At 48.8% G+C, this 17372-nt stretch carries 17 protein-coding genes; 12 read left to right on the top strand and 5 right to left on the bottom strand.

The genetic code is table 11. The annotated features are described in order from the left end of the window. From Q0R37_RS10400 to spoVM, 4 genes are all read left to right on the top strand, one after another. On the top strand, positions 1–1635 hold a 1635-nt coding region (locus Q0R37_RS10400), incomplete at its 5' end, for a PASTA domain-containing protein (RefSeq protein WP_294754199.1). Next, a complete protein-coding gene (rsgA, locus tag Q0R37_RS10395) occupies positions 1635–2510 on the top strand; it encodes a ribosome small subunit-dependent GTPase A (protein WP_294754198.1) in 876 nt (291 codons plus the stop codon). The genes Q0R37_RS10400 and rsgA, both read left to right, overlap by 1 nt. Then, a complete protein-coding gene (locus Q0R37_RS10390; RefSeq protein ID WP_294754189.1) occupies positions 2507–3151 on the top strand; it encodes a thiamine diphosphokinase in 645 nt (214 codons plus the stop codon). Before rsgA ends, Q0R37_RS10390 begins: the two co-directional genes overlap by 4 nt. Positions 3152–3206: 55 nt before the next feature. Next, positions 3207–3290, top strand: coding sequence for a stage V sporulation protein SpoVM (gene spoVM / locus Q0R37_RS15670; RefSeq protein WP_365685986.1), 84 nt, complete (start codon positions 3207–3209; stop codon positions 3288–3290). Positions 3291–3317: 27 nt separating this feature from the next. On the opposite strand, the gene Q0R37_RS10385 is transcribed toward spoVM, so the two are convergent. The 5 genes from Q0R37_RS10385 to Q0R37_RS10365 all read right to left on the bottom strand — a co-directional run bounded on the left by Q0R37_RS10385 (position 3318) and on the right by Q0R37_RS10365 (position 9528). Further along, on the bottom strand, positions 3318–4490 hold the full coding sequence (locus Q0R37_RS10385; protein WP_294754182.1) for an ABC transporter permease: 1173 nt from the start codon (positions 4488–4490) through the stop codon (positions 3318–3320). Between the two features lie 14 nt (positions 4491–4504). Continuing rightward, entirely contained in the window at positions 4505–5668 is a 1164-nt protein-coding gene (locus Q0R37_RS10380) for a transglutaminase domain-containing protein (RefSeq protein WP_294754180.1), read from the bottom strand. 61 nt (positions 5669–5729) lie between these two features. Beyond that, complete coding sequence (locus Q0R37_RS10375) at positions 5730–7007, bottom strand: adenylosuccinate synthase (RefSeq protein ID WP_294754175.1); 1278 nt, start codon at positions 7005–7007, stop codon at positions 5730–5732. A gap of 181 nt (positions 7008–7188) precedes the next feature. Continuing rightward, the gene (locus Q0R37_RS10370) at positions 7189–8532 is read right to left on the bottom strand and encodes a diguanylate cyclase (protein ID WP_294754173.1); all 1344 of its coding nucleotides are present in this window, start codon (positions 8530–8532) and stop codon (positions 7189–7191) included. A 138-nt stretch (positions 8533–8670) separates the two neighbouring features. Continuing rightward, positions 8671–9528, bottom strand: coding sequence for an MBL fold metallo-hydrolase (locus tag Q0R37_RS10365; RefSeq protein WP_294754171.1), 858 nt, complete (start codon positions 9526–9528; stop codon positions 8671–8673). A 213-nt stretch (positions 9529–9741) separates the two neighbouring features. Here Q0R37_RS10365 and Q0R37_RS10360 point away from each other — a divergent pair, with 213 nt between their 5' ends. The 8 genes from Q0R37_RS10360 to Q0R37_RS10325 form a co-directional block, all read left to right on the top strand. Then, positions 9742–10380 carry a dockerin type I repeat-containing protein gene (locus Q0R37_RS10360; protein ID WP_294754168.1) on the top strand — a complete coding sequence of 213 codons (639 nt, stop codon included), beginning with the start codon at positions 9742–9744 and terminating at the stop codon, positions 10378–10380. A 145-nt stretch (positions 10381–10525) separates the two neighbouring features. Beyond that, on the top strand, positions 10526–11911 hold the full coding sequence (gene miaB / locus Q0R37_RS10355) for a tRNA (N6-isopentenyl adenosine(37)-C2)-methylthiotransferase MiaB (RefSeq protein WP_294754165.1): 1386 nt from the start codon (positions 10526–10528) through the stop codon (positions 11909–11911). Further along, positions 11908–12690: a hypothetical protein gene (locus Q0R37_RS10350; protein WP_294754162.1), complete on the top strand. Its 783-nt coding sequence runs from the start codon at positions 11908–11910 to the stop codon at positions 12688–12690. Before miaB ends, Q0R37_RS10350 begins: the two co-directional genes overlap by 4 nt. Positions 12691–12715: 25 nt before the next feature. Further along, a complete protein-coding gene (locus Q0R37_RS10345) occupies positions 12716–13123 on the top strand; it encodes a YlbF family regulator (RefSeq protein WP_294754159.1) in 408 nt (135 codons plus the stop codon). A gap of 3 nt (positions 13124–13126) precedes the next feature. After that, positions 13127–13612 carry a hypothetical protein gene (locus tag Q0R37_RS10340; RefSeq protein WP_294754156.1) on the top strand — a complete coding sequence of 162 codons (486 nt, stop codon included), beginning with the start codon at positions 13127–13129 and terminating at the stop codon, positions 13610–13612. A gap of 4 nt (positions 13613–13616) precedes the next feature. Then, positions 13617–16235 carry a DNA mismatch repair protein MutS gene (mutS, locus tag Q0R37_RS10335; RefSeq protein ID WP_294754153.1) on the top strand — a complete coding sequence of 873 codons (2619 nt, stop codon included), beginning with the start codon at positions 13617–13619 and terminating at the stop codon, positions 16233–16235. Positions 16236–16455: 220 nt separating this feature from the next. Beyond that, entirely contained in the window at positions 16456–17076 is a 621-nt protein-coding gene (locus tag Q0R37_RS10330) for a hypothetical protein (RefSeq protein WP_294754151.1), read from the top strand. A 31-nt stretch (positions 17077–17107) separates the two neighbouring features. Further along, positions 17108–17372 (top strand): ATP-binding protein (locus Q0R37_RS10325; protein WP_294754148.1); only part of this gene is annotated, 265 nt, incomplete at its 3' end.

Below are 17372 nucleotides of genomic sequence, written 5' to 3'. Positions count from 1 at the left end.
GTTCTCAGAGCTATGGAAAAGGCTCCCGAGGACAGATACCAGACAACTGCCGAGATGATAAGCGATATCGAAGCCTTCAAGGCAGATCCCCACATCTCCTTCGGCTACTATGCTGAGGAGGATGACGATACTGCCGATATGCTTGAGGACGCAAAGGGCAGTGAGGTACAGTCAGAGAGCAGACAGGAGGTCGCAGAGGCTTATGCTTCAAAGGCAAAGGCTCCCGCAATGGCGGCAGCCCTCGCAGGCGGGGCAGCAGGCGGCGGCTATTCATCGGGCGGCGGAGCTCCTTCAAGGAAGTATAACGACTCTTACAAGGATAACTATAACTCATATGACAATTATGACGATGAGGACGATGACGAAGAGGAGGAAGAGCGTTCTTCACTGGTCGTTCCCGTTCTGACGGCTGTACTGGTCGTTGTTATCATCGTTGCTGTAATATTCTTTGCGTCACTGCTCTCAGGACTTATCCGCGGCGGCGGCGGTGTCGGAAACAGCAAGACCATGCCTAACCTTATCGGCAAGAACTACAATATCGTAGCTCAGGAATACGGCGATGTACTCCGTTTTGAAGTAAGCGGTTCGGAATACAACGAAGCTGAAGTAAATACTATCATCAAGCAGAGCATTGATCCGGGCGCTGTTTTCAGAAAGAACGATGTATGTAAGGTAACTCTCAGCCTCGGTACACAGACTGTTGAGGTTCCCCGTGTAGCAAACTTCAATGTGGATATCGCAAAGTCACAGCTCACGGAAAGAGGTCTTGAGCCAAAGATAGTAAAGACCTCTGACGGCGAAGTAAAGGCAAATTATGTTATCAAATCAGAGCCTGCCGAGGGTGAAGAGGTCCCCAAGGGCTCACAGGTAATCCTCTATGTAAGCATCGGCGTGAATGCAGAGGAAATGAAGATGGAGGACTATGTAGGTCTTTCCATCAAGGATGCAACACAGAAGGCAGGATACAGAAAGCTCAAGGTAAAGACAGAGCCCGAGCCTTCATACGAGAAGAAGGATCAGGTAATCCGTCAGGAGCCTGAAAAGGGTGAAATAGTCAATCCGGGCGATACTATCACACTCTACTTCAGCGACGGTACTGTCCCTGACGGTAAGGTCGATTTCAGCGTAAACTTCCCGAACGAAGCATACGGAAGATTCAGTATCGACTTCGTTTATAACGACGGCAAGAAGACGAAATCAGAAACATCGGGTACTATCCTCTGTCCCGAAATGGGCAGCAGCTACTCGACAGTTATCGACGGTTCGGGTAAGAACGTAACTGTTAAGGCTTATCTCACAAACCTTACCAACAATAAGAAAACTCAGCTGGGAACATACACCTTCGACTTTGCAAACAACAAGTTCACAAGGGATTCCGAGGACGTATGGGGCGCATTCAATGCGGTAGACGGATTTGAGCCTAAGGAAACAGAGCCGACTACAGCAGAACCTGTTACAACTCAGGCTGTGGAGACTACAGCTCCTACAACAACTCAGCAGCAGGGTTCGACTGGCGAAGATGATGAAAAGAAGCCGGGTGAAAACGGAATCTGGCAGGACGGTGCATGGGTGCCTTATCAGCAGGGTGTTAACGGTGACTGGACAGGTCCCGGCAACAGCTGGCAGTGGTATTGATGAGCGATAAGTTCAGCGGAATAATTATAAAATGCTTAGGGGGACTCTACAGTGTAGAGTCCCCTGACGGTATATATGAGTGCAAAGCGAGAGGAGTTTTCCGCAACAGGGGGATAAGTCCCTGCGTCGGCGACCGCGTTTCCGCGGAAAACGGTGTGATAACGGAGATAGCTGAGCGAAAAAACTGTATTATAAGACCTCCTCTTGCAAATCTTGACCAGCTTATATTTATAGTGTCTACCTGTGAGCCTGCCCCGAATTATCTGATACTGGACAAGTTCATAGCCATTGCTGAGTACAAGGGCATTACTCCCGTGGTGGTCATTACAAAGACTGACCTCGGCGACAGCCGCCCCATTCATGAGATATACGGGGGCATCGGTATAGCCGTCGAGGAAGTGAGATACGGCGACGAAGCCTCGGTCGAAGCGGTAAGGGAGCTGCTCCGCGGAAAGATAAGCGCTTTTACGGGCAACTCGGGGGCAGGAAAGTCTACTCTGCTGAATGCGGTCGATCCTGCTCTTGATATAGCTACGGGAGAGATAAGCCGAAAGCTTGGCAGAGGCAGGCATACAACCCGTCATGCGGAGCTGTATAAGCTCAGGGACGGCGGTTACATTGCCGATACTCCCGGATTTTCCACGTTTGACACAAACCGCTATGATATTATCCGCAAGGAGGAGCTTGCAGGCTGTTTCAGGGAATTTGACGGACTTACAGAGGAGTGCAGGTTCAGAGACTGCGCTCACCTTTGCGAAAAGGGCTGTGCTGTGGTCGCTGCCGTTGAGCGCGGCGAGATATCCCGCAGCCGCCATGAAAGCTATAAGGCTATGTACGAGGAAGCAAAACAGCTTAAGGAGTGGGAACTGAAATGAGAAAGTGTGCAATAATCGCAGGCGGAGATATGCCTGACAAGGAACAGTACAAAAGCTGTGAATACTGGGAAAGGTTCGGCTGCATAATCTGTGCGGACAGCGGTTATTATACCGCACAAAAGATCGGCATAAAGCCTGATATAATCACAGGTGATTTCGATTCGTTCACGGAGGAGCTTCCGACGGATACCGAGGTCATTGCAAGTATCCCCGAAAAGGACGATACAGATACCCTTATGGCGGTAAAGAAAGCTATTGAGCTTGGCTACAAGGATATCGAGCTGTACGGCGCTCTCGGCGGAAGCCGCTTTGAACATACCATAGCCAATATACAGACCATGATCTACGCCCTGCAGCAGGGCTGCGACCTTAAGATATACGGCGAGAGCATACTCATGGTACAGACTGCCGACGACGGAGAGGTTGTCTACAAAAGCAGGGGAAAAAGCCTGTATATGTCAGTGTTCGCGCTGTCAGAAAGCGTGAGCATAGATTATCTGCGGGGAGTCAAATATCCCCTTGAGGACTATCTCATGGTGCAGTCCTTCCCCATAGGCGTAAGCAACGAGATAACCGACGAAGCCGCTCTGCTTCGTATAAACCAAGGTTTAGCTCTTATAATTCTCACCGATAAGAAGTAACAAAAGCCCCTTTTGATGAATATAATGTAATATATCATCAAAGGGGTGAGTACATATGAAGATAGTTGTCATAAAAAGCCCTAAGTTCATATCGGGGCTGCTGAGAGTCATATTCGGTATTAAAAAGGAAGAACAATAAAAAACGGGTGGATATCCACCCGTTTTCTTATTCCTTCTTTTTGCTGAAGAACAGTCCGACGCTTTCGCTTCCTGCGAGAAGGAAGAAAATAGTCCATGCAATAGCCAGCGGTATTATATAGAAGAGTATCACCAGCGGCATACTGCCATTGTGGCGGGATATCATCATGATACCCGGAACTATCTGAATTATGCCGAACAACAGCATTACTACCGAGGTTAATGTCTTGAGGCCGCCGATGCCTGCAATGAGTGAAACGGAGAGAACTCCCACGATAGCTGCTATATAAACAGCCGATTCCTTGATCGTATCCTTTATTCCGCCCATATCTCCCGAGTACTCGAACATTCCCACGCCCGAGTAGAGGATATAGAACATTATGGCTGCGATTATACCGAGCACTGCGAGTATTGCCGTTATTTTGAAGCCCTTTGCTGCCTGCTGCTGACGAGCCTGTTCCTTGAGCTCAAGCATCATTTGCAGGCTTGCCTTTGAGTCCTTCTGCTCGGAAACGAGCTGTGACGATACAGCCTTCTTTGCAGCCTCTGCCTTTGCTCTTTCGAGGTCCTCGTCCACGTATTTCGGCTGATACTTCGGCGGCTCGGGCTCGTCGTCCAGCTTTGGAGCTGTTACGGGAGCTTCGGGCTGCTTCGGCTCCTCCTTTTTCGGGGGAGGAGTATAGTTGTCCTCGTCGAGTACGGGAGCTTTTACCTCAACGGGGGGCGCAACTGCGCCGAGCTGAGTTCTTCTCATGTCGATTATCTGCTGCTGCTTGTCGGCAGGAAGAGAATAAAAACGTGCTCTGAGCTCCGGAGTAAGACCGTTTATTACATCTTCGTCGGTCATAACGAGCTTTTCATGTATATAAGGAGCTCCGTCATCGAGCACGGGAGCTGATACTCCCGTAGGTGCGCCTTTCTTCTCGGAAGCGTGTGCGTACTGCATACCGTCGTCGAGTACGGGGGCGGATACGCCTGTGGGAGCGCCCTTTTTTTCGCTGCTTTGAGCAAATGAGTCCATATCGTCAAGTACCGGTGCCGAAACTCCTGTGGGGCCGTCTTTTTTTGCCGAAGGAGCAGTATATCCGAAGTCGTCAAGAACAGGTGCGGATACTCCCTGCGGAGCGCCCTTTTTTTCATTTTCGGGAGTGTAGTTTATTTCTTCTGGGATGCCGCCTGCTAAATTCTTTTCATCATTCATATTAAACACCTCGGTTAATTATTTTTTATAAGATCGGACAGAGTGATATCTGCACCGTTTGATACCTTTGCATAGTAAAGAAGGACCAGCGAAGCGTCAACAGAGTCAACGATGCCATTGTGGTCGATATCCGCATAGGATGTCTGTGTCTGGCTGAAGGAGCTCATGCCGCCGCTTGAAAGCCGTGCGTACTCCGACAGGATAAATGAAGAATCTATGGCGTCGATTATCCTGTCGCCGTTGATGTCTCCGTAGCTGTAACGGGGAGTGGGATAAGCGGTCTTTGCTATGGGGTAAGCGTTTCTGAACTCTTCCGACTGATAGTCGGGGAAGGTCTTCTGATCCTCATTGGTGGCATAGTGCATGAGAGTCGGTGCAGCCGAATCAAGATCATCTGTGCCCTTGAGGAAGTAATAGAAGGAGCGCCCCTGAAATTTCATATCCCATGTGGGGTCGAGATAATAGTACTGCCCTTCAAGCTTTACTATGAGCCATACATGGTGACCTTCGCTCATGGTGCTGCTGTTGCGGGATAAGCCTGCTATGATACGGCAGGGGATACCGCAGTCGTTGTACATACGGTACAGGAGCTGAGTGACGCCCTGACAAACGGCGCTGCCATTGAAAAGGGCATTGTAGGCTGTATAGGCATATGGATCGTTCTCGTCCTCGGCGTAGGTAACGGAGGAGGTAACGAACTGGTATATGCTCCGTATCTTATTATAGTCTCCCGCTATGCTTGAAAAGCGGTTGGTCTTCATTATTTCACTGAGCTTTTCTGTAAGAGCGGCTTCCTCATCGGAGGTAGTGTAATACAAAATGTTGTAGGTAAGTCTGAGAGAACCGTTTGTTTTGGCGATGGCACAGTTGAATTTCTGCACCGAATATCTGAGGTAGTCGCCTTCATCTCCCTTGCCTGTTTCATCAAAGGCTTTGTAGATGAGCTGATAGCAGGTCTCTTCCCTTGAAGCGCCGCTGTCGGGAACTGTTACCGTGAATTCGGAGATATGCTCCTTCAGGCAGTTCCTTATGCTTATTACAGCCTCGTCCTCGGAAGCTGCAGCGCAGACCTGCGGCATATCGGCCGCTTTCACCTGTACAGCTGCTTTGTACGGAGATACCGTAAATGCAAGGGAAAAAGCCGATAATAATGCGGTTATCTTTACAGGCAGTTTCATAATGACACCCCCATATCTTTATAAGCAAACAGCCGCCGAAGCGGCTGATCGCGTATATTCCTTATCTTTCAAGTATCTGGGCTCTGTCGGGACCGATGCCTACCATGCTTACATGGCAGCCTACCAGTTCCTCGAGACGGGCAATATAGCTCTTGCAGTTTGCGGGGAGCTCATCGAAGCTCCTGCACTTTGAGATATCCTCGGTAAATCCGGGGAACTCCTCATATACAGGCTCACAGCCCTCAAGCTCCTCAAGTGTGGGCGGGAACTCCTTTATAACGCTTCCGTCGGGCTTTTTGTAAGCCACGCACATCTTGAGAGTGTCGATATTTGCGAGAGTATCCAGCTTGTTGATAGCAAGGCTGTCAAGGCCGTTGACTCTTACGGAGTGACGTACTATAACAGCATCGAACCAGCCTGTTCTTCTCGGTCTGCCTGTGGTAGTACCGAACTCGCCGCCTACGTTTCTTATCTGATCGCCTGTAGCGTCATCGAGCTCTGTCGGGAAAGGTCCCTTGCCCACACGTGTGGTATAAGCCTTTGCAACGCCTATGATATTGGTGATGACCTTGGGGCCTACGCCTGTACCTACGCAAACGCCTGCCGAGAGAGGGTGTGAGGATGTAACGTAGGGGTATGTACCGAAGTCAATGTCGAGGAGAGTAGCCTGTGCGCCCTCGAACATTATTGTCTTGCCTGCCTTGTGAGCCTCGAAGGTGAGTACGGAAACATCGTCCATGTATGGGAGAAGTCTCTTGCCGTATTCTGTGTACTCCTTTGTGACAGCGTCGAGGTCGAAGGCTTCGCCGCCGTATACCTTAGTGATTATTTCGTTCTTGAGCTTGCCTGTGGACTGTATCTTTTCTGCCAGTACCTCGGGATGAACGAGGTCGTACATACGAATTCCGCAGCGCTCGTATTTATCCATATATGTAGGTCCTATGCCTCTTTTGGTAGTACCGATGTCCTTGCCGCCGCGGAAAGCCTCCGAAAGGCCGTCGAGAGCGATATGCCACGGCATAACGATCTGAGCGCGGGGGTCAACTTTAAGGTGGCCCAAAGTCTTTATGCCTCTTGACTCAAGGCTGTCAAGCTCACCGATGAAGTCCTTTGGATCAAGGACAACACCTGCACCGATGAGGTTGAGGGCATTCGGGTAAAGGATACCCGATGGTACGAGGTGGAGCTTGTATACTTCACCGTTGTTTACAACTGTGTGACCTGCGTTGTTTCCGCCCTGTGAACGGACTACAACATCTGCGCGGGAAGCAAGGATATCTATGATCTTGCCTTTTCCTTCGTCTCCCCATTGAGTTCCGACTACGATATTTGCAGGCATTTATTTTCCTCTTTTCATAATATTTATTTGTGCCGGCAGTACCTGTAACTGCCGAAAATGCACACTTACAATATATTATAACATATAGTTTCTCAAAATGCAATATACGCAGCGAAAGAATTATCAATACCGCAAAAAAAGTCAGCTGTGCAGAAAAAGAGCGCACTCGGTGCGCTCTGTATCAGTTGGTTTTGTTTTGATAATAGGCCTCTTTATCCTTTTTCATTCTCTCTTTTGCTGTAATGAAAACCTGTCGGTAATTCTCGTGCTTCTCCGTTCTGTAAGTGCATCCGCCCTTTGCAATTCCGAGTTCATGAGCGAGCTTTCTGCTGTCGTTGAGTTCTTTGAGCTCATTATCGAAGCTCCGGAAATATTCCTCCATATCAAGAGAAGTCTTGTTTTCCATTAATGCGATGAATTCGTCACCTGCAACACGGTATACATTGTCTTTGCCGAATACCTTTTTAAGTATTATTCCCGAATGGTACATCAGCTCATCGCCTGCTTCAAAGCCGTAATGAGTGTTGATGTCTTCGAGACCGTTGATGTCAAAGAAAGCGACAGAGAATACGGGGCTCCTGTCCTTTATGTCCTCGTCAAGAGCTTTGATAGCATTTTTATAGGCTGCTTTGTTCTGGGTATTGGTCAGGATATCCTTGTACATATTGGAGTCAACATATTTTACGTACTTGTCCAGCTTCAGGCAGACGGCGTGAAGATTTGATGTTGCCTCTTCCATTTCATCGAAATAAGTTTCCTTGCCTTCTTCACCCTTTGCGAGCTCCTTGACAAGACCTGCTGCATTGTCAGGAAGAAAATCCAGCTTTTTTATCGAAGTCTGCATGATCGAGCTGTTCAGCTTCTGTGCAGAGGCATCAATATCTCTGATCTCTTTGAGAATTGCTGTAAAGCGTTTTCTGTTATCGGACCTTATGATAAATGAAAGTACGATACCTATAGTCATAGCTGCCATGAGGATAACAATGGATATGGCTCTGTTGTCGTTCAGCTTTCCGTTGTACCAGTCTGCGCTGAAATCCACTCCGACTATTCCCGCAACCTTGCCCTCAGAGTTGTAAACAGGGCTGTATGCCGAATAGAAGCTTCCCCATTCATCGGAATATGCATTTTTATCGACATCGGCTACGCCATTGGCGGCGTTTCTGAGCGCTGCGGTGGAGACAATGGGAGAACCGAATTCACCGGGATCTTCTTCGGCAGGGTCAATGGTGAAGGAAAATGAACCGTCAGCCTCCTGTCTTATACCGTAAATATAGTCAAGGGCTTTGTTATAGCTTTCAGTATCTTTATCCTCGGCTTTCAATACTTCAAGCTCGTCGCCGTTGAGCATATATGCTGCGGTATTGGCAATATCCAGCATACGCTGGTCTATCTGTTCACGCAGGTTCTTTTTCGCGAATACTGAAAGAGTAATTGCCATAAGCGCATTTGTCAGCAGCAGTAAAATGAGAGCTAAAATGAAGTTGCGTTTGCTTGTTTGTATATGTTTTTCGTTCTTGCTCATAATATTTCCCCCAAAAACTATTAATAATAAAATATATATTAATAATAAAGCTATATGATAATTATATCATTTGTTGTAGCTGCCGTCAACCAAAGATAACAAAAAGAAGCGCCAAAGTTGTTTCTTTTTGTGAAATGATCATAAAGAAGAGCCTTTTTCAACGTCGATCTTTATCTGACTTCCGTCGCTGACGGCTGTTATGTCACCGTTGAAGCAGGTAGCATAGGTCTTTGCGCCGCTTTTTTTGAGAGCATCCTGCACCTTGCCCGAAAACTCTCCCGACGAGGTGCATACAACGGCGCATTTCGGCGTTACGGCGCTGAGAAAGTCCGAAATATTATCAAGCTTTCTGCCGTGATACGGGACCTTCAGCAGAGTGCAGCCGCCTATGTCCATTATTTCTTCAAGTCTCTCCTCCATGGCGTCGCCCGTAAAGAGGAGGGTGTTGCTGTTGTGTACGACCTTTGTAACGAGAGAGAAGTTGTTCTCGTCGCTGTCGTTATTGCCGTAAAAATCCTTTTTTGGAGCGTATACCGTGTAATCTATGCCGTCAAGAGTGAATGATACGTCCTCTGTGAGCTTCATGGGCGTTATGGACTTCTCCGCAAGAGCGCTCTTGTATTTTTCGTATTCCTCCGTATTTCCCTCGTAGTCGGGGGTGAGTACGTTTTTTACGTTGTAGCTTCGTATGAGCTTTGCGGCTCCTCCCACGTGATCCTTGTCAAAATGAGTGATTATGAGGTAGTCTATGGTCTCTGATTCGTTTTCTTCGATGAGCTTTCCTATCTTTTTCCCGTCGCCCTTTTCGCCGCAGTCTATGACAACATTGGCAGTCTCGGACTGAAGAATTATCGCGTCAGCCTTTCCGACGTCAAAAAAAGTTACCTTCAGCTCTCCCGAGGAAGACGATCCCTGCTTTTCATTGCACGAGAACAGCGATAAAGCCATAAAAAACGCTGAAAACAGCAATGCGGCTGCTTTTCTGTTCTTTTTCATGTTTCAGACTCCTTTCCCATGGCGTAATGATTTACGCCTTTACTTTATACATTATACCACAAAATCTTGAAAATGGATTGAAAAAATCAAAAAAATATATACAAATATCTATTGACAAGTTCAAGATAATGTGTTAATATATGAGATAAATATTTGACATATATATGTCGGATATTTAGCAAAATGAGTATTTTATAAAGGAGGAATTTCAATATGAAATTCAGCAGGATCACAGCATTAATCATGGCATCTGTTATGACAGCAGGCGCGGCATCAGCAATGGCAGCTTCCGCAAAAGAGTACTATGTTAAGGTCATGAAGGGCGATATCGACGGTAACGGCAGAATTACCGGCGCTGACTCTGACCTTGTGCTCAAGCACATCAACGGACAGAAGCCCCTCGGAAACAGATTCAAAACAGCAGATGTAAACTGGGACGGTATCGTTGATATTGAGGACGTTGTTGAGATAAACAACAAGATCCACAGCGGCGATGTAAATGATAACGGCATCCTTGACAAGGATGATGCCAAGAAGGTACTTGACCATATCAACGGAAATAAAGCTCTCAAGGGCGACGCTCTCAAGAGAGCAGATATAAACGGTGATAAAAAGGTAGATATCGAAGATGTTGCCGAGATCAACAAGCTTCGCGGCAAGAGCGCAGGCTACAAGGCAGGCAATGTTCTTGACGATAACTACATTACATCGGATGATACCGACGCTATCCTGAAACATATCAAAGGCAAGGCAGCTCTTGATGACGAAGAGTTCATCCGTGCAGATGTAAACAGCGACGGCAAGGTAGATATCGACGATTATTCCCTTCTTTTCGATTATATCTCAAAATAAGCCGTAATCAAATGATACGAAAATGCTCTCCATGTCAGGAGAGCATTTTTTTATGTTAACCGAAGGAAAATCCGCACTTGCATTATAATGTATTATGTGTTATAATTATTTATTACAGGATTTTTGGAAGGCGAGGTTCTGCAAATTGAAGGACAATACCGCTGCAATAAGCGAAATAAACGGCTTGCTGGGCAGCAGCCCGCGAAAAGCCTATGTCAGGAGCTTCGGCTGTCAGCTGAACGTTTCGGACGGTGAAAAGATACAGGGTCTGCTGAAAAAAATGGGCTACTCCTTTACTGAGGACGAGCAGGAGGCCGACCTTATAATACTCAACACCTGCGCGGTGCGCGAAAACGCGGAGGACCGCGTATTCGGCATAGTCGGCAGCATGAAAAAGCTCAAGGAGCTGAAACCGTCGCTTATCATCGGCATTGCAGGCTGCATGACGGCTCAGAGCCATATTGCCGAGAAGATAAAGAAGTCCTATCCGCAGGTGGATCTCGTTGTGGGAACATCTGCCCTAAGCGCCCTGCCCGAGCTTCTGCTCGGCGCATTGAAGGGAGCGGGCTTCAGGGCTGATATAACCGAATACGACGACTTCTCCGAAGCGGTGGAGCAGGTGAGGAGCAGCAGCTTCAAGGCTTCCGTGCCCATAATGTTTGGCTGCAACAACTTCTGCACCTACTGCATAGTGCCATATGTGCGCGGACGGGAGCGCAGCCGCCGTCCCGAGGATATAATCAGCGAGGTAAGGCAGCTTGTGAGGGAGGGCTACAAGGAGATAATGCTCCTCGGACAGAACGTCAACTCCTACGGCAAGGACCTTGGTGGAGATATGAGCTTCCCGCAGCTCCTGCGCGAGCTGAACAGGATAGAGGGAGACTTCTGGATACGCTTTATGTCGTCGCATCCGAAGGACGCTTCAAAGGAGCTCATAGACGCCGTATTCGACTGCGAAAAGGTGGCAAAGCACCTGCATCTGCCCGTCCAGAGCGGCAGCACCGATGTGCTCGCCCGCATGAACCGCAGATATACCATAGAGGATTACCTTGAGATAGTGGAGCATATCCGCAGCCGGGATCCTGATTTCTCTCTTACTACCGATCTTATCGTGGGATTTCCCGATGAGACGGAGGAGGACTTCCGTGCAACGCTGGATATAGTGAAAAAAGTGAAGTACGACAATATCTACTCATTCATATATTCAAAACGCTCGGGAACAAAAGCGGCGGAAATGCCCGACGGTACTTCCGAGGAGGAAAAAGGCAGGCGCATGAGGCGTCTCCTCGAGATGCAGCGGGAGGTCTCCGCGGAGCATTACAGGCGTTTCATCGGCAGGACTATGCGGGTACTTGCTGACGATGTGTCAAAAAAGAAAAAGGGCTGGCTGACAGGAAAGAGCAGCGAGTTCATAATAGTGGAATTTGAAGGTGACAGCTCCCTTATCGGGCAGTTTGCGGATGTTGAGATAACAGGTGCCATGAACTGGGCGGTAACGGGAAAGCTCACAGAAAGGAACAAAACAAAATGAAAAAAGCAATTGCGATCGTATGCTTTTCAGCAATAGTGCTGACAGGCTGCGGAAAAACAGTAACCGGCGGAGAAAGCAGCAATAATACCACAACTGCTGCAAATACAACGGCAGCAGTTACAGATGAGGCTGCCACAGAAGCAGCAGAGACAACGACTGAAATTCCTGCCGAGACTGCTGCGGCAACCGAGGCCGAAACAGAGACCGACACACATGAGGCGAATGTGTCTGCGGGAGGCCGCATGGATATGTACCCTGCTGTATATAAGGAGAAGATACGCAGCGCTTTCGAGCAGATGGAAAATGAACATGACGGCATGGCAAGCATAGTATATGCATTCCGCGACCTTGACGCAGACGGCATACCCGAGCTCCTTCTGAAATACGGCTCCTGCGAGGCTGATTATCAGATACATATATACAGATTCGACGAGGATTGCGAGCTGAAAGACCTCGGTACTTTCGGCGGCGGACACACTTCCTTCTGCTATGACGAGAATACAGGCGACTTTGTTCTCCTTTGGGGACACATGGGCACGGCAAGCATTATGTATTATGAATGGGAAAACGGCACATTGGTATCAAAGGGCAGCTATGATTTCACCCTTGACGAGCAGACTCCTTCATATGACACTGTTCTTGATGAAAAGGGTATAAGATATATTGAGTGCGTATCGGCTAACAAATTCATTCTTGACGGCGAGATCAAGTCGTGGATATATCACAGCAACGGCGAGAGCGAGGAGAAGGACGGACTTTACCTCGATTTTACGGGCTGATAAGAATATAAAGGAGAATATAGAAATGGATATTATGGAAATGACAAGAGAGCTGGGAAAGGCTCTTCAGCAGGACGACAGATTTACAGCTTATATGCTTGCAAAGCAGGCTAACGACGAGGATAAGGAGCTCCAGGAGGATATCGCTCACTTTGAGGACCTGCGTATAAATCTCGGTACGGCAATGAGCACCGAGGAACCCGATTCAGACCGCATAAAAGCTCTTGACACAGAGCTCAAGGCTGTCTATCAGAAGGTAATGAAGAACCCGAAAATGATAGTATACACGGGAGCTCAGCAGGCTCTTGAAAAGCTTGTGTCAAATATGCAGCAGATAATCAGTATGTGTGCAAACGGCGAGGACCCCGATACCTGTCAGATACCCGAGACGAGCTGCACGGGAAGCTGTGCTACCTGCGGCGGCTGCCACTGATATATGTCATACAGTGATAATATCGCGGCAGCAAATGAAGCACTTAACACTTCGTTCGCCGAGCGCCCGAGAAGTATTTTTGCTCTTGGACCTTCAAGGGCTGATGCGGGGGCGCTGATCTTTGTGTGTATCGTTACCCTGCTGTTTGCAGGAAGGTACATAATTGTATGGTTGAGCGGCCATGCGATAGATCCGCTGCTGCTTGGCATGAGTATATTTATAGCGGTATTTTCGGCAGTTTTTCTTGCGTTGTCACCCCTGTTTTTCAGATCAGCTGCCGAGGTAAAGGACGACATCATAAAGGTCAGAAAAAAAGAGTATCATGCCTCCGAGATACGCTGTGAAAAGCAGTCCCTCAGGCTCGTATCGGAAAGCAGCACCGTTTTGAAGCTGAGCATGGGCTGTGACAACAGCGATGAGTTCATATGCTGGGCGAGATACTATCATATACCGATAACGGACAATAAAAAACAAGATAAAAGGAGCTAAGCCAATGGAAATCGACAGAAGTAAAATATCCCCCATGATGCAGCAGTACTTCGAGGTCAAGGACAAGTACGAGGACTGCGTGCTGTTCTTCCGCCTCGGCGACTTCTATGAGATGTTCTTCGACGATGCTGTGACCGTCTCAAAGGCTCTCGAGCTCACGCTGACGGGCAGGGACTGCGGACTTGAGGAAAGAGCTCCCATGTGCGGAGTGCCCTATCATGCGGCGGATATGTATATAAAAAGGCTCATAGATCTGGGCTTTAAGGTGGCTGTATGCGAACAGCTCACCGACCCTGCCGAGACCAAGGGGATAGTTGTCCGCGATGTCATCCGCGTGGTAACTCCGGGAACGCTGACGGAGAGCAGTATGCTCGACGACGGCAGCAACAACTACATATGCAGTATTTACTATGACGAGGAGAACAAGACCTGCGGAGTTGCTTCCGCAGACCTTTCCACAGGCGAGGCTGCACTCAGCTTCTTTGAGGGAAAAGACCTTGAAGCAGGCGTGATAAATGAGCTCTCACGCTGCCGCCCTGCGGAGATAATATTCCCGCAGAACTTCCTTTCGCTGAAGGCTGCGGCAGAGTTCGTAAAGGTGCGTCTCAGCTGTGCGGTAACTCTCCGCGACACCATATGCTTTACCCCGTCGGCACGTAGAGACATGGCAGCGGCTGTGTTCAATGTGAAGTCGGTGACAGAGCTGGGCATCAGCGAGGACGGAGCGGACTGTGCGGCTGTATGCGGTCTTTTTGACTACATAAACGACACGCAGAAATCATCTGTATCGAGATTTACTTCCATAGAGCTCCTCAGCGGAGACTCCTTCATGGGACTTGATCTGAACGCAAGGCGAAACCTCGAGCTCACTGAAACTCTCCGCAGCAAGGAGAAGAAAGGATCTCTGCTGTGGGTGCTGGACTCCACTAAGACCTCAATGGGACGCCGTCTGCTGAAAAACTGGATAGAGCAGCCCCTGAAAAGTCCCGCAAGGATAATCGAGCGCCTTGACGCGGTGGAGGCTCTTTACCGAAAGAGCGTCGTTCTCACAGATCTTTCGGCTCTTCTTGACAGAGTTTACGATCTTGAGCGCCTTATGACAAAGGTCATGTACAAGAGTGCAAATCCCCGTGATCTGAAATCACTTTCCGCAACTGCCATGCAGCTGCCTCTCATAAAGCAGGAGCTTGAAAAGCTGAGCGATTCAAAGCTCCTTGCAAGGTACAACGGCGAGATATCCACACTCGATGAGCTGGTAAATCTTGTGGAGAACGCTATTATGGACGAGCCGCCCATTATGGTGAAGGACGGCGGAGTTATCAAGGAGGGCTTCAACAAGGAGCTTGACGAGCTGCGGCATATAATGAACAACGGCAGGGGCATTATCGACGAGATAGAGCAGCGCGAAAAGGAAGCAACAGGCATAAAGAACCTGAAAATAGGCTATAACCGAGTGTTCGGATACTATCTTGAGGTCACACGTTCCTACTACGACCTTATACCTGAGGGCTGGATACGCAAGCAGACCCTTGCCAACGCGGAGCGCTTCATCACCGAGGAGCTGAAAAATGCGGAAAACGCCATACTCGGCGCAAAGGACAAGGCTCTCTCGCTCGAGGCGGATATATTCTCGGAAGTACGCGACTTCCTTGCCACAAAGCTCGAAGCCGTACAGAAAACAGCCTCCGCAGTTGCTGCCGTTGACGTTTTATGCTCCTTTGCGGATGTAGCTCTGCGTAATCAGTACGTAAAGCCCGATATCACCATTGACGGCTCCATAGATATAAAAGCGGGACGTCACCCTGTGGTGGAGCTCATGCTCACAGACGAGGTGTTCGTGCCCAATGACCTGTACATCGACAACAAGGCTGACCGTATGTCCATAATCACAGGACCGAATATGTCAGGTAAGTCAACGTATATGCGTCAGGCAGCACTTATAGTCCTTATGGCGCAGACAGGCAGCTTCGTGCCTGCGGATTCTGCTAAAATATCAGTTGTGGACAAGATATTCACCCGTGTGGGAGCTTCCGACGACCTTACGGCGGGACAGTCCACATTCATGGTGGAAATGAGCGAGGTATCGGATATACTCAAGAATGCAACTCCCAACAGCCTTGTCATACTTGACGAGGTGGGAAGGGGAACTTCCACATTTGACGGCGTGAGCATTGCCCGTGCAGTTGCGGAGTATATATGCGGCTCGAAAAAGCTGGGCTGCAAGACCCTTTTCGCCACTCACTATCATGAGCTCATAGGCCTTGAAAACGAGCTGGAGGGTGTTAAAAACTACAGCATCGCAGTCAACAAGCACGGCGGCACCATACGCTTCCTGCGAAAGATAGTCCGCGGCGGAGTTGACGAGAGCTACGGTGTGGACGTTGCAAAGCTTGCGGGACTTCCCTCCAAGGTAGTCGCAAGGGCAAGGGAGCTCCTTGAGGAAATGGAGAGAGCTCATGCATCAGAGCGCCCTGCGGCAGTACGTGAGGAGTCGGGACAGATAAGCTTCGGCAGTCTCGGACGTGAAGCGGCTCTCGAAATGCTTGAAAAGACCAATATAGACGAGCTTACTGACAGCGAATGCCGCGAGCTTCTCAGCGATATGCTGACTGCTCTTCAATAAAACTGCTGAAACTATGAATGGGTTTCCAAAGGGTTCACAACCCTTTGGTCAGGTCAAGGGCTGAAAGCCCTTGTAGGGGGTGGGGCAAAGCCCCACAGTTACAAAGCGCTTCGCAAAGGGTGAATTTCCAAACAGTCCGGTGGACTGTTTGGAAAGAGGGAACGCCTTGCAAGTGAAGGCGTTCCCTGAAGTACATATAAATTAAACAGAGGTGAACGATATGCCCGCATACTTTTCGATGATAATGGAATTCAGCCGCGCAGAGCTGGATTTTGACAATATGAAGGAGCTCATTGCATACATAAAACACGCAGGGCTCGAATTCAAAGGCGGCGCCTACAATGCCGAGAATGAGACTCTTGAGGATATAATGGACTGGAACCAGAAAAAGCTTGAGGACGACTTTGAGCTGGGCTACGACGAGGATGCCGTTAACGACTACAAGCAGATGTATTTCAATTACGGCGGCTTTTCCGAGGTACGCGGCTTCATCATGAACGAGGAGCCCATACGCGGAGAATATACCTTTACGCTCCTCATACCCGAGGAGGAAATTGTCATCGACGCAAAGACCTACAAGAAGGACGCTGTTGACAAGCTTAAGGCTATGGCTTCAAAGCTTTGGATACTGCCCAAAACTCGCACTATGCAGACAGAACTCGAGCTGGGCGAGGGCATATCTCCCGAGGAGGATATAAGGGACGGTGCGCTTCCTTCTGCCTGTCCATTCGCCATAGTATCCGAAAAGCGGTTCGGACATATGGACACAGCGAATTATGACGCCGAGCATATCGAGTACGGCGGAGTTATCCTCACACCAAAGGATATAAAGCTGGTCTGAACTGCGTTCCATTCAGAAAGGAAGTAAACAAATGCCGTCCATAAACGTGCTTAGCAAGGAAATATCAGAGCTTATCGCCGCAGGAGAGGTCATAGAACGCCCCTCCTCTGTAGTAAAGGAGCTTGTGGAAAACTCAATAGACTCGGGAGCAAAGCATATCACCGTTGAGATAAAGAACGGCGGAACTACATATATGCGAGTTACCGACGACGGCTGCGGAATGTCCTTCGACGATGTGCCGAAAGCCTTTCTTCGTCATGCCACCAGCAAGATAAGCGCAAAGGAGGACCTTGACA

The sequence above is a fragment of the uncultured Ruminococcus sp. genome (assembly GCF_946415235.1).
Taxonomy (GTDB): Bacteria; Bacillota; Clostridia; order Oscillospirales; family Ruminococcaceae; genus Ruminococcus.
This window is presented reverse-complemented; position numbering and strand designations above follow the sequence as displayed.

Bases quoted from the DNA above. Each gene is read 5' to 3' on its own strand.
- rsgA (WP_294754198.1), top strand. From the start codon at position 1,635: ATGAGCGATAAGTTCAGCGGAATAATTATAAAATGCTTAGGGGGACTC.
- Q0R37_RS10390 (WP_294754189.1), top strand. From the start codon at position 2,507: ATGAGAAAGTGTGCAATAATCGCAGGCGGAGATATGCCTGACAAGGAA.
- spoVM (WP_365685986.1), top strand. From the start codon at position 3,207: ATGAAGATAGTTGTCATAAAAAGCCCTAAGTTCATATCGGGGCTGCTG.
- Q0R37_RS10385 (WP_294754182.1), bottom strand. From the start codon at position 4,490: ATGAATGATGAAAAGAATTTAGCAGGCGGCATCCCAGAAGAAATAAAC.
- Q0R37_RS10380 (WP_294754180.1), bottom strand. From the start codon at position 5,668: ATGAAACTGCCTGTAAAGATAACCGCATTATTATCGGCTTTTTCCCTT.
- Q0R37_RS10375 (WP_294754175.1), bottom strand. From the start codon at position 7,007: ATGCCTGCAAATATCGTAGTCGGAACTCAATGGGGAGACGAAGGAAAA.
- Q0R37_RS10370 (WP_294754173.1), bottom strand. From the start codon at position 8,532: ATGAGCAAGAACGAAAAACATATACAAACAAGCAAACGCAACTTCATT.
- Q0R37_RS10365 (WP_294754171.1), bottom strand. From the start codon at position 9,528: ATGAAAAAGAACAGAAAAGCAGCCGCATTGCTGTTTTCAGCGTTTTTT.
- Q0R37_RS10360 (WP_294754168.1), top strand. From the start codon at position 9,742: ATGAAATTCAGCAGGATCACAGCATTAATCATGGCATCTGTTATGACA.
- Q0R37_RS10350 (WP_294754162.1), top strand. From the start codon at position 11,908: ATGAAAAAAGCAATTGCGATCGTATGCTTTTCAGCAATAGTGCTGACA.
- Q0R37_RS10345 (WP_294754159.1), top strand. From the start codon at position 12,716: ATGGATATTATGGAAATGACAAGAGAGCTGGGAAAGGCTCTTCAGCAG.
- Q0R37_RS10340 (WP_294754156.1), top strand. From the start codon at position 13,127: ATGTCATACAGTGATAATATCGCGGCAGCAAATGAAGCACTTAACACT.
- mutS (WP_294754153.1), top strand. From the start codon at position 13,617: ATGGAAATCGACAGAAGTAAAATATCCCCCATGATGCAGCAGTACTTC.
- Q0R37_RS10330 (WP_294754151.1), top strand. From the start codon at position 16,456: ATGCCCGCATACTTTTCGATGATAATGGAATTCAGCCGCGCAGAGCTG.